The sequence below is a fragment of the Neisseria chenwenguii genome, from assembly GCF_002216145.1.
GTDB classification, from domain to species: Bacteria; Pseudomonadota; Gammaproteobacteria; order Burkholderiales; family Neisseriaceae; genus Neisseria; species Neisseria chenwenguii.
In genome coordinates this window covers 1,775,286-1,791,046 of record NZ_CP022278.1, presented here as the reverse complement: position 1 = coordinate 1,791,046, position 15,761 = coordinate 1,775,286, and the positions used below count along the sequence as shown (strand labels likewise).

Sequence of the window (15,761 nt, the reverse complement as noted above, 5' to 3'; positions counted from 1 at the left end):
AAGACCCCGCATATGAACAAACGCCTTCTCCCTCTGCTTTGCGCCCTTGCCTTCCCCGCTGCTTGGGCAGCCGGCACCGCCGAACCGCAAATCGGTTCCATCTGCTACCACGACGTCATCGATTTGACCAAACCTGCCGACAGCAGCGTCAGCACCACGGTCCGTACCAAATACTATCCGCAAACCCTCTCCACCGACCGCCTGATCGCCCATTTCAACTGGCTGCGCGACAACGGCTATACGCCCGTGAGCTGGAAACAGGTTAAAGATGCGCGCGCCGGCAGGAGCAAACTGCCCGCCAAGCCCGTGTTATTGAACTTTGACGACGGCTACGCCAGCTTCTACACCACCATCTATCCGCTCTTGAAAGCCTACAACTACCCCGCCGTTTATGCGCTGGTGACTTCATGGTTGGAGGTGCCCGAAGGCGGACAGGTCAAATACGGCAACATGACCCTGCCGCGCTCCGCGTTCATCACTTGGGAACAGGCGCGCGAAATGCAGAAAAGCGGCCTGATTGAGTTTGCCTCACACACCCACGACCTGCACCACGGTATCGTCGGCAATCCCGGCGGCTCGCAGTTTGCCGCCATGTTCCCCGGCAACTACAAAAACGGCCGCTACGAAACGCCCGAACAATACCGCACGCGCATCCGCAACGACCTGAAAACCTCGCGCGATATCATGACCAAACGGCTCGGCGTCGCGCCCACTATTTTGGTGTGGCCTTACGGGCAGTTTAACCGTACTGCCCTCGAAATCGCCCGCGAAGTCGGCCTCAGCGACGACATGACCCTTTGGGACCACAATACTTCCAAACTCAACCAACGCCACATCGGCCGCTTCCTCGCCGATCAGGAAACCGGCTTGGGGCTGTTAAAAAGCTACTTTGAAAACAAACTGTTTGAGCTGCCGCACCACCGCGCGGTGTATGTCCGCCTTGACGATTTGTACGACCCCGACCCCGTCAAGCAAAACAAAAAATACGACCTTTTGGTCAACCGCATGTACAACCTCGGCGCGAATGTCGTTTACCTGCAAGCCTTTGCCGACGACAACCGCGACGGTGCCGCCGACGGCGCGTATTTCCCCAACCGCCATCTGAAAATGAAAGCCGACCTGTTCAGCCAGGTTTCATGGCAGCTCAACACCCGCTCGGGCGTCGAAGTGCGCGCCTGGATGCCGATGCTGGCTTACGACCTCGGCAGCGGTTACGAATATCTGACCGACTCGCGCACCGGACAGCCGACCGCCCGCGCCGTCAAACGCCTCTCGCCCTACAACGCAAAAAACCGCCGAACCGTTGCCGAAATCTACGAAGACTTGGCGTTTAACGCCCGCTTCAAAGGCTTGGCCTTCGGCGACGACGGTTTCATCACCGAGTTTGAAGCCGCCAATCAGGGCAATGACGCCGCCAAAACCGACGCGTTGATTAAGTATTCCGACGAGTTGAAAAACGCCGCGCTGAAATACAGCTACAACGGCAGCAACGAAATGAAAACCGTGCGCGGCATTTCCGCCGATGCGCTGATGCCGTCTGAAAAACCGACGGCACTGGCGCAAAACCCCGCAAAAGTTTCGGCGCACTACACCCATACCGCCGTTACCGCCGCACCATTGGCTGAAGGCTCCGGTTACGCCACGCCGAAACCCTGGCTCGGCAGCCTGTTGCAGGCCGCCAAACAAAGCGGCATACCGTCCGACAAATTCGTCATCAGCCTGCCCAACAGCAATCTTGCGGGGCAGCAGCTTTACAGAGCCGAAGAATTGTCCGAACGCATCATGCAGATACGCAAGGCAGGCTTTAAGAACATCGCTTTCCGCGACGATTTCGTCAGCGACCAACCCGCGCGGAAAACCGTCAAACCCGTATTCGGCGTGAAATAAACCGTTTTTCAGACGGCCTGTTGCGGCAGACAGCAAAATACCCCGCCGGATGCCGTCTGAACAATTGAATGTTTCAGAAATCGGCTCCTTGCACGTCTAAACAGCTAAGGTCTGCTGCCAGTTTTCCTCCCGCAACCTTCCAAGCCCGAAAAAACCGCCGCAGGCCGTCTGAAAATCTGCCGCCGCTAAACCCCGTTTCAGACGGCCTGTCCGCCCGAAACACTAACCCGAACAAATGCAATAATGAACTGGTTCGAATATCTTTCCGCTTTTGTCATGCTCTACCCCGGAATCATGTCGGTTTACTGGACGCTTTCCGGTCTGATTTATTTCCTGATTTGGGAAAAGCGCGACATCAAACCTGAATTTACGCGGGAAAATGCGCCGCCGGTCAGCATTCTGATTCCCTGTTTCAACGAAGCGGACAACCTTGATGCGTCCATTCCCCATCTTTTGCAGCTTACCTACCCCAACTACGAGCTGATTTTCATCAACGACGGCAGCAAAGACGATACGCTCAAGCTGTTGCGCAAATGGGAAAAACAGTCCGGCCGCATCACCGTCATCGACCAGCCCAACGGCGGCAAGGCTTCGGCGATGAACAACGGCGCACGCGCCGCACGGGGGAAATATCTGGTCGGCATCGACGGTGATGCCGTACTCGATTACCACGCGCTTGAGTTCATCGTCGATACGCTGGAACAGCGCCCCGAAGTCGGCGCCGTTACCGGCAACCCGCGTGTGCGCAACCGCAGTACGATTCTGGGCAAACTCCAAGTGGCCGAATTCAGCTCCATCATCGGCCTGATCAAGCGCTCGCAAAGTCTGGCGGGAACGCTGTTTACCGTATCCGGGGTCATCATGAGCATTCGTCGCGATATTTGGCGGAAAATCGGCGGCTGGAGCGAAAACATGGTTACCGACGACATCGACATCAGTTGGAAAGTCCAAACCTCGGGCTATGAAATCGTGTACGAACCGCGCGCGCTCTGCTGGGTGCTGATGCCCGAAACGTTCCGCGGCCTCTACCGCCAGCGCCTGCGCTGGGCACAGGGCGGTGCGGAAGTCATTTTGAAATACACGCCGCAGATTCTGAAATCGAAAAACATCCGCCTCTGGCCGCTTTATTCCGAATATTTCGTTACCCTATTGTGGGCATACGCCCTCTTAGCCACCACCGTTCTGACTTTCTTCTATATGTTCAACGGCAGCATCAATCCGATGCTGTTTAAAGTCGGCGGCTTGGCCACGTTTATAGCCTTCCTGATCCAACTTTCCGTCAGCCTCTTTATCGACAACCGCTACGAGCGCAACCTGTTCCGCTATTTCATTACCTGTATCTGGTATCCCTACGCTTTCTGGATGCTCAACAGTCTGACGCTGGTCATCGGCTTCCCCAAAGCCCTGTTTCGCGACAAAACCCGTAAAGCCACTTGGATCAGTCCCGACCGCGGCATTCAATAACCCCGTCAAAAAGGAGAATAAAACCATGTACTGCCCGGAATTACGCAAACAAATGATTATCCGCAAAGCCGACCACTGCCCGACCACACGCGTCATCAAAAGCCTCATCGCGTTCGTCTTGATTTGGGGGCTTTGGGGGCTGACCGCCTATCTGGTTGCCAACGACCGCCTCGCCCTGTTTACCCGTCCGCTGATCGGAAGCTGGACACTGCGGGACATCGCCTGCACGGCTTTCGCCGTGGTATTGATGCAGCTGGTTGTCGTGCAGATATGGGGCATCCTGATGTCTTGGAAATCCGCCCGCACCCGCAACAACCGCCCCACCTATACGCCGCACTGACGGCGAACGCCGCCATGCCGGGCCGTCTGAAAAAATGCTATAATTTTCAGACGGCCTTTCGGATTGAAGAGGCCGTCTGAATTTTGCCGAACGCGCCCAAGCGCGCAAAGCGCCGTTTTCCAAACCCCCGAAGGCCGTCTGAAAACCCGTCTGCCCGCAGCCGGATTTTTCAGACGGCCTCATCCACCCAGACCATGATTCCAACCGACTTCATCGACGAGCTGCTGGCCAAAACCGATATTGTCGATATTATCGACGAGCGCGTGCCGCTGAAAAAAGGCGGGGCGAACTACATGGCCTGCTGCCCGTTTCACAAAGAAAAATCGCCGTCGTTTTTCGTCAGCCCGACCAAGCAGTTTTACCACTGCTTCGGCTGCGGCGCACACGGTTCGGCCATCGGCTTCATCATGGAATATCAGGGCTTGGGTTTTACCGAAGCCGTGCAGTTTCTCGCCGACCGCGCCGGCATGACCGTACCGAAAACGCGCGGGCGCGACGACAATCCGCAGGAACGCGCCGAGCGCAAGAAAAAACAGCAGACGCTGGAAGAAACCATGCAGGCGTGCGCCGATTTCTATCAAGGCCGTCTGAAAACTTCGCCCGAAGCGCAACAGTATTTGGACAAACGCGGCCTCAACGCGGAAATCATTGCCCACTACGGCTTGGGCTACGCGCCCGACGGCTGGCAGCCCCTGTCGCAAGTGTTCCGGCCCTACCCGTCCACCCCGCTGGTGGAAAGCGGACAGGTCATCCACAACGAAGAGCAAAACCGCCATTACGACCGTTTCCGCCATCGGATTATGTTTCCGATCCGCGACACCAAAGGGCAGGTCATCGGCTTCGGCGGGCGAGTATTGGACGATTCCAAACCCAAATACCTCAACTCGCCCGATACGCCGTTGTTTGACAAAGGCAAAAACCTCTACGGCCTCTACGAAGGCCGCGCTGCGATTAAAGAGGCGGGGCGGATTTTGGTGGTCGAAGGCTATATGGACGTGGTCGCGCTGGCGCAGTTCGGCATCGGCTACGGCGTCGCTTCGCTGGGCACATCGACCACGGCGGAACACGTCAAAATCCTGATGCGCCAGACCGACAGCGTCTATTTCTGTTTCGACGGCGACGCCGCCGGCCGCAAGGCCGCATGGCGCGCGCTGGAAAACGCGCTGCCGCAGTTGAAAGACGACAAATCGCTGCATTTCCTCTTCCTGCCCGCCGAACACGACCCCGACAGCTACATCCGAGAATACGGCAAAGCGCAGTTTGAAGACGCGCTCATCCACCAAAGCAAACCATTGTCGGAATATTTCTGGGAAAACCTTTCAGACGGCCTCAACCTCGATACGCAGGAAGGCAAAGCCGAGCTGGTCAAAACCGCCTCGCCGCTTTTAGCGCAGATTACCGCGCCCGCGCTGGGTTTTCTCTTAAAACAGAAATTGAGCGAACTCGTCGGCATCGATCCCGACAACCTCGCCCAACTGCTCGGGCAGGAAGCGCCCAAGCGCCATGTGAAGCAGAAAAACTACAAACTGCCGAAAGAAACCGCCCGCCAGCCGCAGATGCTGACGCTGGTGCAACGCCAAATCCGCAGCCTCTTGATAAATCCGGCTTGGGCTTCATATATAGATTTGCCCGAATATCTGGCGCTCGACGGCGACTTCGCCTGTCTCGCCAACCTCGCCGAAATCATCAAAAGCCACCAACCTGCGCCGAGCAGCGCACAGATTTTGGAACACATGCGCGGCTCACCTTACGAAGCTGTTCTCAACAAAATCTTCGCTTCGACGCTTCAACATTCCGACGAATTGGAAAACGGCAGCGAAGAAGACGGCGAAAATTTCAAAATCGGCATGAAAAAGCTGTTAAACAAATTGAAAAACAGCCAAATCGAATCGCTGAAGCAGAAAAGCGCCAACGGCGGTTTGAACGATTACGAGAAAAAACTTTTGGTGTCTTTACTGATGTCGAAAGCCCATTGATATTAATGTGTTAAAAATCCCTAAGGCCGTCTGAAAACCCTGTCTCCCGCTGCGAAACGTCTTGACGCGCAGAACACCGATAAAAAGTTTCAGACGGCCTCAGAGCCTGTGAAAACCTGTCGTGAAGCGGCGAACGGATACAAGGCCGCAAGCCGGAGACAGTACAAACAGTACGGCGAGGCGCAGCAACGCAGTAGCCGTTTCAGCCGCTTCGCGAAAGATGCAGATACAGCTCTGCCCCGCCTGTCAGGTGTACCTAGCAGTACAAACCTTCGGCATTTTTTAGTGTAAACAACGAGATAACCATGTCCAAACTAAACGACGAATACCAGGATCAAGACGACAACCGTCCGCTGACCGTAGAGGAACAGCGCGCCCGCCTGCGCCAACTCATCATCATGGGCAAAGAGCGCGGCTACATCACCTACGCCGAAATCAACGACGCCCTGCCCGACGACATGTCGGACGCCGAACAGATCGACAACATCGTCAGTATGATTTCCGGTTTGGGCATCCAAGTGACCGAACAGGCGCCGGATGCAGAAGACATCCTGCTCAGCGACAACGCCGCCGCCATGACCGACGACGACGCCGTTGAAGAAGCCGAAGCCGCCCTTTCCAGCGCCGATTCCGAGTTCGGCCGCACCACCGACCCCGTGCGGATGTATATGCGCGAAATGGGTCAGGTTGATCTGCTCACCCGCGAAGACGAAATCATCATCGCAAAAAAAATCGAAAATGCGCTGAAAAACATGGTTCAGGCCATTTCCGCCTGCCCCGGTTCGGTCGCCGAAATTCTCGCCTTGATCGGTCAGGTTCGCGACGGCAAAATCCGTGTGGACGAAGTCGTCGAAGCCATTATCGATCCCAATGAAGTTTTACTCAACGAATTGGGTTTGGGCCATTTGGAAAGCAGCGCACCCGAAAAAGCCGACAGCAGCAACGATGAGAGCGACGATGACGATAATGACGGTGACGATGACGACGATGATTCCGGCAGCAGCGACAGCGAAGCCCTGTCCGCAGCAAAACTGGAAGAGTTGAAACAGAAAGTGCTGGATCACTTTGCCCAAATCCAAACCGACTACGTCAAAATGATTGCCGCGCTGGAGAAAAACAACAGCCGTCACGAAAGCTACCTGAGCCACCGCGATGCCATCGCCGCCAAACTTCTGGAAGTGCGCTTCGCCACCCGCCAGATTGAAAGCCTCAGCAACAGCCTGCGCAGCCGCGTCGAAAGCATCCGCAAACTCGAGCGCGAAATCCGCGACATCTGCCTCGAGCGCGTCCACATGGAGCGCGAATATTTCATCCAAAACTTCCTGCCGTCCATGACCGATTTGGGCTGGGTCGAAGAAGAAATCGCCAAAGGCCGCGTCTGGAGCGACGCCCTCGACCGTTTCCGCCATGCCATTCTGGAAAAACAAACCGCGTTGGCCGACATGGAAAAAGAAACCCAGATTTCCATCGACGAACTCAAAGAAATCAACAAAAACATGGTCGTCAGCGAAAAAGAAACCGCTGCCGCCAAGCAGGAAATGATTCAGGCCAACCTGCGTCTGGTAATTTCCATCGCTAAGAAATACACCAACCGCGGCTTGCAGTTCCTTGATTTGATTCAGGAAGGCAACATCGGTCTGATGAAAGCGGTGGACAAATTCGAATACCGCCGCGGCTACAAATTCTCGACCTATGCCACTTGGTGGATTCGTCAGGCCATTACCCGCTCGATTGCCGACCAAGCGCGTACCATCCGCATTCCGGTGCACATGATTGAAACCATCAACAAAATGAACCGCATCTCGCGCCAATACCTGCAAGAAAACGGCGAAGAGCCCGACTCCGCCAAACTGGCCGAACTGATGGAAATGCCGGAAGACAAAATCCGCAAAATCATGAAAATCGCCAAAGAACCGATTTCGATGGAAACCCCCATCGGCGACGACGACGATTCGCACTTGGGCGACTTCATCGAAGACGCGAACAACGTCGCTCCCGCCGATGCCGCGATGTATTCCAGCCTGCACGAAGTGACCAAAGAAGTGCTCGAAAGCCTGACCCCGCGCGAAGCAAAAGTTTTGCGTATGCGCTTCGGCATCGACATGAACACCGACCACACGTTGGAAGAAGTCGGCAAACAGTTTGACGTTACCCGCGAACGCATCCGCCAAATCGAAGCCAAAGCCCTGCGCAAACTGCGCCACCCCACCCGCAGCGACCGCCTGAAGAGCTTCTTGGACAGCGAAGACAACAAGCAGTAACAAGCGAAACCGCAGATTGGAAAATCTGCGGTTTTTTGTTGCAACGGGTTTGGCAGAGTGTCTCAGGCTGTCTGAAAAAAGATATGCCTATTTTTCAGACGGCCTGAGCCCTGATTCGGCTATAATCCGCGCATGAACAAAATCCCCGCCAGAATTTTAGGTATCGACCCCGGCAGCCGCGTAACGGGTTTCGGCGTGATTGATGTGAGCGGGCGCGAGCATTTTTATGTGGCTTCGGGCTGCATCAAAACCGTGCCCAACGCGCCGTTGGCGGAACGCATCGCCGTGATCGTGAAACACATCGACGAAATCATCCGCGTCTATCAGCCGCATCAGGCGGCGGTAGAACAGGTGTTTGTCAACGTCAATCCTGCTTCCACGCTGATGCTCGGGCAGGCGCGCGGCGCGGCGGTGGCGGCGCTGGTGATGGGCGGGCTGCCGGTATCGGAATACACGGCATTGCAGGTCAAACAGGCGGTGGTCGGCCAGGGCAAGGCAGCGAAAGAGCAGGTGCAGCATATGGTCGTGCAGATGTTGGGCCTGTCGGGTACGCCGCAGGCCGATGCCGCCGACGGGCTGGCGGTTGCGCTGACCCATGCGCTGCGCAACCACGGGTTGGCCTCGCAGGTGGGCAGCGGCATGAGGGTCAAACGCGGCCGGTTTCAATAGTGCGGATTCATTGCGGATGTCTCGTCCCGACAGCCAATATATGCCTTTCCACCTCCGGAGACGGAAAAATAAATTTAGAAACAGGGTATTGGTTTAAAAACAGCAGGCATCTTATGTTGACGGAATGATAGCCGAACGGTAAAATCGGCTCCCTTTCCGACCAATCTCCAACGGGAGTTACTTCAATGATAAAAACCGCAGCATCTGTTCTGACCGCCGTCGTATTACTGAGCGCCTGCACCTATGCCGACCAACGTTTCGTCAGCGACCAGTCGCCGGCAGAAATGCGTGCCAATTCAATGGCCGTCCAAGATGCCGAACGTGCCGAGCGTGCCGAACGACGCCGCGAACGACGCGAAGAAATGATGAATGAAGCCGATGCCATCAACCGTGCCTACGGCAACCGAAAAGTTTACATTCTCCATTAATACCGAATCCCCTGTTTAGGAAACTTCAACCATGAAAAAAATCCTGTCCGTATTGCTGTTGAGCAGCGCTCTGGCGGCCTGCACTTCCCCGAATTCCGTCGGCAATCTGGCCATCGGCGACGACTCCGCCGCCATCAAAGCCGGCCGCAACCGTCCCGAAGCCCAGTTGAGCCGCGCCGAGTTGGAACAACACCGCCGCCAGCGTACCAATGTCTCTGAAGAGTTGGCTTTGGAACGTGAAAAACGCAACAATAAACAAGACGGTATCCGCAGCACGATGGGTACGGTCGGCGGCGGTTTACTGCTGCTCAACGGTGTTGTCGGCACAATCAGCAATATCAAACACACATTCTGATTCCGTATCCGGTTCGGATGCAGATACGCAAATGCCGTCTGAGAAATATGGTTTTCAGACGGCATTTTGTTTTCAGTGTCCTGCTTCAGGCGGGAAAAACGGTAAAACTGCCTATAAGCCGATGCCTTTTTAAAAATAGAAAATATAGTGGATTAAAATAAAAAAGCTACAGCGTTGGCTGCGGCTGAGTTCAAAGAGGACGATTCACTAAGGCGCTGAAGCGCCGCCAAGTTCATCTGTCCCGTACTACCCGTACTGTCTGCGCCTTGCCGCCTTGTATCTTTCTTATTTTAATCCACTATACCTGACTAAAGGCCGTCTGAAACAACCATGATTTTTCTGTTTCAGACGGCCTTTTTGCAAAGCCCTGCCCTTTTGATTTTTGCAGGGGTCTCAGCCCCGGTATTCCTGATAAAATGCGGATTCTGTTACAGCGGTCGAATCTTAGGATTTCAGATTATGCCGCCCAGACCCGTTTATCAGTAATCGGCCAAACCAATCATGAAATACAAAGACTTAAGAGACTTCATCGCCATGCTTGAGCAGCAGGGCAAGCTCAAGCGCATCGGTACGCCTGTGTCGCCGCATTTGGAAATGACCGAAATTTCCGACCGCGTGCTGCGTGCCCAAGGGCCTGCGCTGTTGTTTGAAAACGCCGTCAAGCCCGACGGCAGCCGCTACGATTATCCCGTGTTGGCCAACCTGTTCGGCACGCCCGAGCGGGTGGCGCTGGGGATGGGCGCGGACAGTGTGTCCAAGCTGCGCGAAATCGGCCAAACGCTGGCCTACCTGAAAGAACCCGATCCGCCGAAGGGGATTAAGGATGCGTTTTCCAAGCTGCCACTGTTGAAAGACATTTGGAGCATGGCGCCGAATGTGGTGAAAAATGCGCCGTGTCAGGAAATCGTGTGGGAAGACGAAGCGGTTGATTTGTATAAACTTCCGATACAGTACTGCTGGCCGGAAGACGTTGCGCCGCTGGTTACGTGGGGCTTGACCGTTACGCGCGGGCCGCACAAAAAACGCCAGAATCTGGGCATCTACCGCCAGCAGCTCATCGGCAAAAACAAGCTGATTATGCGCTGGCTGGCGCACCGCGGCGGCGCGCTGGATTTTCAGGCGTTCAAAAAAGCCAATCCGGGGCAACCGTATCCCGTGGCCGTGGTGCTGGGCTGCGATCCTGCGACCATTTTGGGCGCGGTTACGCCTGTGCCCGATACGCTGAGCGAATACCAGTTTGCCGGTCTGCTGCGCGGTTCGCGCACCGAACTGGTGAAGTGCATCGGCAACGATTTGCAGGTGCCCGCGCGGGCGGAAATCGTGCTGGAAGGCGTGATTTATCCCGACGAAACCGCGCTGGAAGGGCCTTACGGCGACCACACGGGCTATTACAACGAACAGGATCATTTTCCCGTGTTCACCGTCGAACGCATCACCATGCGCAAAGACCCGGTTTACCATTCCACCTACACGGGCAAACCGCCCGACGAGCCTGCGGTATTGGGTGTGGCCTTGAACGAAGTGTTCGTGCCGCTCCTGCAAAAGCAGTTTCCTGAAATCGTTGATTTCTACCTGCCGCCCGAGGGCTGTTCCTACCGCATGGCGGTGGTGTCGATTAAAAAGCAGTATGCCGGGCACGCCAAGCGCGTGATGATGGGCTGCTGGTCGTTCCTGCGCCAGTTTATGTACACCAAATTCATCATCGTGGTGGACGACGATGTGGACTGCCGCGACTGGAAAGAAGTGATTTGGGCGGTCACCACGCGCATGGACCCCGTGCGCGATACGGTTTTGGTGGAAAACACGCCGATTGATTATCTCGATTTCGCCAGCCCCGTCAGCGGTTTGGGCGGCAAAATGGGTTTGGACGCGACCAACAAATGGCCAGGCGAAACCGACCGCGAATGGGGGCGCGTGATCGAGCGCGATACTGAGGTGGTGAAGAAAGTCGATGAGATGTGGGGGGAACTGGGTTTGTAAATATTGAGGCCGTCTGAAAAGCCCGCCGCCGTTTCCGCACAATATCTGACCTGACACCGATACCGCGCCGCCCGGCCGGTTTAAAATTCGGATTCCATGATTTTTTAAAGAGCAAAGCCATGAACACTCTGACAAAATCCGTATTACTCCTGTCCGCCCTACTCTGCACCACGACTGTCTCTGCCCGCGGACACCACAGCAAGCCGCTGAGTTTTGAAGAACTGCCGAAAATCTGCCAAACCTACTTTACCCGAGCCGAAGCGTGCTATAAAAAAGCAGGAAAAGCCGCAGACTTTCACGCGGGTAATACCAAAATGCTGCGGCAGGCGCTACCCGCCGCTACCCCTGCCCAACGCGAAAAACTCTGTCAGATTGCCGAAGATTCGTTTGCCGGCAAAGCCAAACAGTTGAAATGCGAATAACGGCAAAAAGGCCGTCTGAAATTTCAGACGGCCTTTTTATCAGTGTGTTTACCGGTTTTGTCTGCGCAGCGTTTGCAGATGCCGCCTGACCTCGGCAACTTTTTCTTCGCTGAACAGCTTGGCAATATTAATCCAAATGCTGTGATAGCCGAAAGGTCCCTTAACCATTTCGTCACGGGCATCTCGGATGCTGCGGCCTTGATAGATGATGCGGTACATACCCGAAACCAGGCCGGTGCGGTCGGCGCCGTGGTAGCAATGCACCAAAACGGCGCCGTTTTGCTGCCGCATTTCGATGATGTAGAGGACTTCGGCGATTTGCTTCGGGGTGATGTGCCAGCTAAGCAGAGGGTAATTGATGAGGGTGAGGCCGCTTTTACCAATCTGTCTGCGGTCGTCGTCGCGGTCGAAGAAACGCAGATTGACGACGGTTTGGATGCCGGATTTATAGAGAACGGGGATGTCTGCGGCGACGGGCTGTTCGCTGCGGTAGAGTTTGTCGTCGATGCGGTAGAGATTGGCATCGCGTTTGACAGGTTCCGCCCAGCGGCTGCGGATTTCTTGCGTAACGGTGCGGTGCGGAATTTGGCAGGCTGTCAGACTGACGGCGAGTAATACGGCGGCGGGGACGTTCATGATTTTTTGAGGCTGCAAAACAGGATGCTCATCACGTTTAAATATGTTCGGAGGTGTTTAAAGGCCGTCTGAAAACCATTGCGGTTTTTCAGACGGCCTTTCTTCGGCTTAATGTTTACAGGCTGTAATACATTTCGAATTCCAGCGGGTGCGGCGCCATTTGGATGCGGCGGACGTCTTCTTCTTTGAAGGCGATAAAGCTGTCGATCCAGTCTTTGCTGAACACGCCGCCGCGGGTCAGAAACTCGTGGTCGGCTTTGAGGGCGGCGAGGGCTTCTTCCAAAGAGGTGCACACGGTCGGGATTTGTGCGTCTTCTTCGGGCGGCAGGTCGTAGAGATTTTTGGTGGCCGGATCGCCCGGGTGGATTTTGTTTTGGATGCCGTCCAAACCCGCCATCAAGAGGGCGGCAAACGCCAGGTAGGGGTTGGCGGTCGGGTCGGGGAAGCGCGCTTCGATGCGGCGGGCTTTGACGCTGTTGACCGACGGAATGCGGATGGAAGCGGAACGGTTTTTGGCGGAATAGGCCAGTTTGACGGGCGCTTCAAAGTGCGGCACGAGGCGTTTGTAGGAGTTGGTCGAGGGGTTGGTAATCGCGTTGAGCGCTTTGGCGTGTTTGATGATGCCGCCGATGTAGTAGAGGGCGGTGTCGCTCAGGCCGGCGTAGCCGTCGCCTGCGAAGAGGTTTCGGCCGTCTTTCCAGATGGACTGGTGGACGTGCATGCCGCTGCCGTTGTCGCCCATGATGGGTTTGGGCATGAAGGTGGCGGTTTTACCGAAGTTGTGGGCGACGTTTTGGATGACGTATTTCATGTCTTGGGTTTGATCGGCGCGTTTGACCAGCGTGCCGAATTTGGTGCCGATTTCCATCTGCGAGCCGGTACCGACTTCGCTGTGGTGCACTTCGACTTCGATGCCGAGTTCTTCCAGAATATTGACCATTGCCGAGCGCAGATCCTGGCCGGCGTCAATCGGGGCGACGGGGGCGTAGCCGCCTTTGACGGTGGGGCGGTGGCCGGTGTTTTGGCCGTCGTAATGGTTGCCGCTTGACCATGCGCCGCTTTCCGAGGTGATTTCGTAACGGGTTTTGTGCATGGAAGTTTCAAACTCTACGCCGTCGAAAACGAAAAATTCCGGCTCGGGGCCGAAGAACGCGGTGTCGCCGATGCCGCTGGCTTTCAGGTAGGCTTCGGCGCGTTTGGCGATGGAACGCGGGTCGCGGTCGTAGCCCTGGCCGTCGGCGGGGTCGATGACGTCGCAGGTAAACACGACGGTCGGGTCGTCGTAAAACGGATCGACATACGCGGTGTCGGGGTCGGGGCGAAGCTGCATGTCGGAAGCCTGAATGCCTTTCCAGCCGCCGATCGACGAGCCGTCAAACGCCTGACCGTTTTCAAACCATTCTTCGGGGTCTTCCAAAACGATGCGCGCGGGCACGGTAAAGTGGTGTTGTTTGCCTTTGGTATCGGTAAAGCGCAAGTCCACGAAGCGGGCTTCGCTTTCTTCAATCAGTTTTACAGCATTTTTGACAGACATAGTCGGCTCCTGAAAAGAGGGAAACGGGTATTTGCGGAAATGGAAATACGGCGCTTATTCTATCACTTTTCGCCATATCGGGCCGTCTGAAAAAATATTCCGAACGCCGTTCCGCCACCGCTTGAAGATAAGGATTTTTAACGTGGGGAATATAGTTTCAGACGGCCTGATTGTCAACAATCTGCCTCTTTGCGCGCTTTGATTCAAAAGCCGTTAAAAAACGCATAAATCCCGCTATAATGACGCTTTCCGCAAACCACAGGCCGTCTGAAAATATGAACGCCAAACCGCGCTACGCCGTCTTCGGCAACCCCGTCGCCCACAGCAAATCGCCGCAGATCCATCAGGAATTTGCCAAACAGGAAGGCGCGGAAATCGACTACGACCGCATCCCCGCCGAACCCGGAAAATTCACCGAAGCCGCCGCCGCCTTTTTCGCTGCCGGCGGCAAGGGCGCAAACATTACCGTTCCCTTCAAACTCGAAGCCTTCAAATTTGCCGACGAACATTCCGAGCGCGCACTTGCCGCAGGTGCGGTCAACACCCTGATTCCGCTTTCAGACGGCCGTTTCCGCGGCGACAACAGCGACGGCGTCGGCATGGTTAACGACATTATCCAGGCGCAGGGCGTGGAAATCGCGGGCAGACATATCTTGCTGATCGGCGCAGGAGGCGCGGTGCGCGGCGTGATTCCCGTGTTGCTGGAAAAACAGCCCGCAAGCATCACCGTGACCAACCGCACCCACGAAAAAGCCGCCGAAATTGCCGGAATTTTCGGCATCGCCGCGCTGCCGATGGACGAATTGCCGGAAAACCGTTTCGACATCATCATCAACGGCTCTTCAGGCGGCCTCAGCGGCGGCCTGCCCGACATCGCGCCCGCAGTGTTCGGCAACTGCCGGCTCGCCTACGACATGGTTTACGGGCAGGCGTCCGAGCCGTTTCTCGCCTTCGCCCGCCAATCGGGCGCCGCACAAACCGCCGACGGGCTGGGTATGCTGGTCGGGCAGGCCGCTTTTTCCTACTGGCTCTGGCGCGGATTCGCCCCCGAAATCAAATCCGTGTACGAACACATGAAAGAAGCCGAATAATGTTCCGCATCATCAAATGGCTGCTGGCGCTGCCGCTGGCCGTATTTGTTTTTTTCAACGCCTATGTGTACGGCAACATCATCACCTACCGCGCCGTCGCCCCGCACCAAAGCGCGTTTATGAGCATGCGCATGAACGAATACCGCAGCGCCGGTAAAGACGTCGCACTCGACTACCGTTGGGTGCCCTACGAGCGCATTTCCGTCAACCTCAAAAAAGCCCTGATTGCCTCGGAAGACGCCAATTTCGCCGCCCACAGCGGCTTCGACTGGGGCGGCATCCGATATGCCATGAAGCGCAACCGCCAAAGCGGCGAAATCCGCGGCGGCGGTTCGACCATCAGCCAGCAGCTTTCTAAAAACCTGTTTCTCAACAGCTGGCAGAGCTACATCCGCAAAGGCGAAGAAGCCGCTATCACCGCCATGCTCGAAGCAACCACCGACAAAGACCGCATCTTCGAGCTGTATCTCAACGTAATCGAATGGAGCCACGGCGTCTTCGGCGCAGAAGCCGCCGCGCAGAAATTCTACGGCAAACCCGCCGCCGTTTTGAGCAAACAGCAGGCCGCCAAACTCGCCGCCCGCGTGCCCGCGCCGCTGTTTTACGCCGACAACCCGAAAAGCAGGCGCCTGCGCGGAAAAACCAATATTATCCTGCGCAGAATGGGTTCGGCAGAGTTGCCTGAGAGTGAGATGTAGCAGATTTGAAAATAATGGAG

The 15,761-nt window shown here is 55.9% G+C and carries 14 protein-coding genes; 12 read left to right on the top strand and 2 right to left on the bottom strand.

What is annotated here, in order from left to right; translation table 11 throughout:
• The first annotated feature begins 12 nt into the window (after window positions 1-12).
• From pgaB to BG910_RS08725, 10 genes are all read left to right on the top strand, one after another.
• Window positions 13-1,887, top strand: a complete 1,875-nt coding sequence (pgaB, locus tag BG910_RS08770; protein ID WP_089036512.1) for a poly-beta-1,6-N-acetyl-D-glucosamine N-deacetylase PgaB — start codon at window positions 13-15, stop codon at window positions 1,885-1,887.
• Between the two features lie 243 nt (window positions 1,888-2,130).
• A complete protein-coding gene (pgaC, locus tag BG910_RS08765; protein WP_089036511.1) occupies window positions 2,131-3,351 on the top strand; it encodes a poly-beta-1,6-N-acetyl-D-glucosamine synthase in 1,221 nt (406 codons plus the stop codon).
• A gap of 25 nt (window positions 3,352-3,376) precedes the next feature.
• Window positions 3,377-3,691 carry a hypothetical protein gene (locus BG910_RS08760; protein WP_089036510.1) on the top strand — a complete coding sequence of 105 codons (315 nt, stop codon included), beginning with the start codon at window positions 3,377-3,379 and terminating at the stop codon, window positions 3,689-3,691.
• A 194-nt stretch (window positions 3,692-3,885) separates the two neighbouring features.
• Complete coding sequence (dnaG, locus tag BG910_RS08755) at window positions 3,886-5,667, top strand: DNA primase (RefSeq protein WP_089036509.1); 1,782 nt, start codon at window positions 3,886-3,888, stop codon at window positions 5,665-5,667.
• A 305-nt stretch (window positions 5,668-5,972) separates the two neighbouring features.
• On the top strand, window positions 5,973-7,928 hold the full coding sequence (gene rpoD, locus BG910_RS08750; protein WP_089036508.1) for an RNA polymerase sigma factor RpoD: 1,956 nt from the start codon (window positions 5,973-5,975) through the stop codon (window positions 7,926-7,928).
• Window positions 7,929-8,060: 132 nt separating this feature from the next.
• Window positions 8,061-8,597 (top strand): crossover junction endodeoxyribonuclease RuvC, encoded by a 537-nt coding sequence (gene ruvC, locus BG910_RS08745; RefSeq protein WP_089036507.1) that lies wholly within the window; start codon window positions 8,061-8,063, stop codon window positions 8,595-8,597.
• 185 nt (window positions 8,598-8,782) lie between these two features.
• Complete coding sequence (locus BG910_RS08740) at window positions 8,783-9,025, top strand: hypothetical protein (protein ID WP_089036506.1); 243 nt, start codon at window positions 8,783-8,785, stop codon at window positions 9,023-9,025.
• A gap of 31 nt (window positions 9,026-9,056) precedes the next feature.
• Entirely contained in the window at window positions 9,057-9,380 is a 324-nt protein-coding gene (locus BG910_RS08735; RefSeq protein WP_089036505.1) for an NGK_0946 family protein, read from the top strand.
• Between the two features lie 501 nt (window positions 9,381-9,881).
• Window positions 9,882-11,360: a 4-hydroxy-3-polyprenylbenzoate decarboxylase gene (gene ubiD / locus BG910_RS08730; RefSeq protein WP_089036504.1), complete on the top strand. Its 1,479-nt coding sequence runs from the start codon at window positions 9,882-9,884 to the stop codon at window positions 11,358-11,360.
• Between the two features lie 119 nt (window positions 11,361-11,479).
• Window positions 11,480-11,782 (top strand): hypothetical protein, encoded by a 303-nt coding sequence (locus BG910_RS08725; RefSeq protein WP_089036503.1) that lies wholly within the window; start codon window positions 11,480-11,482, stop codon window positions 11,780-11,782.
• Between the two features lie 48 nt (window positions 11,783-11,830).
• Here the strand turns inward: BG910_RS08725 and BG910_RS08720 are convergent, their stop codons facing one another.
• Both BG910_RS08720 and glnA read right to left on the bottom strand, forming a co-directional pair.
• Window positions 11,831-12,418, bottom strand: coding sequence for a phosphatase domain-containing putative toxin (locus tag BG910_RS08720; protein WP_089036502.1), 588 nt, complete (start codon window positions 12,416-12,418; stop codon window positions 11,831-11,833).
• Window positions 12,419-12,533: 115 nt separating this feature from the next.
• Window positions 12,534-13,952 carry a type I glutamate--ammonia ligase gene (glnA, locus tag BG910_RS08715; RefSeq protein ID WP_089036501.1) on the bottom strand — a complete coding sequence of 473 codons (1,419 nt, stop codon included), beginning with the start codon at window positions 13,950-13,952 and terminating at the stop codon, window positions 12,534-12,536.
• A 275-nt stretch (window positions 13,953-14,227) separates the two neighbouring features.
• Here glnA and aroE point away from each other — a divergent pair, with 275 nt between their 5' ends.
• Together aroE and mtgA are read left to right on the top strand one after the other, a co-directional pair.
• Entirely contained in the window at window positions 14,228-15,043 is an 816-nt protein-coding gene (aroE, locus tag BG910_RS08710; protein ID WP_089036500.1) for a shikimate dehydrogenase, read from the top strand.
• On the top strand, window positions 15,043-15,741 hold the full coding sequence (mtgA, locus tag BG910_RS08705) for a monofunctional biosynthetic peptidoglycan transglycosylase (RefSeq protein WP_089036499.1): 699 nt from the start codon (window positions 15,043-15,045) through the stop codon (window positions 15,739-15,741). Before aroE ends, mtgA begins: the two co-directional genes overlap by 1 nt.
• Window positions 15,742-15,761: the final 20 nt, after the last annotated feature.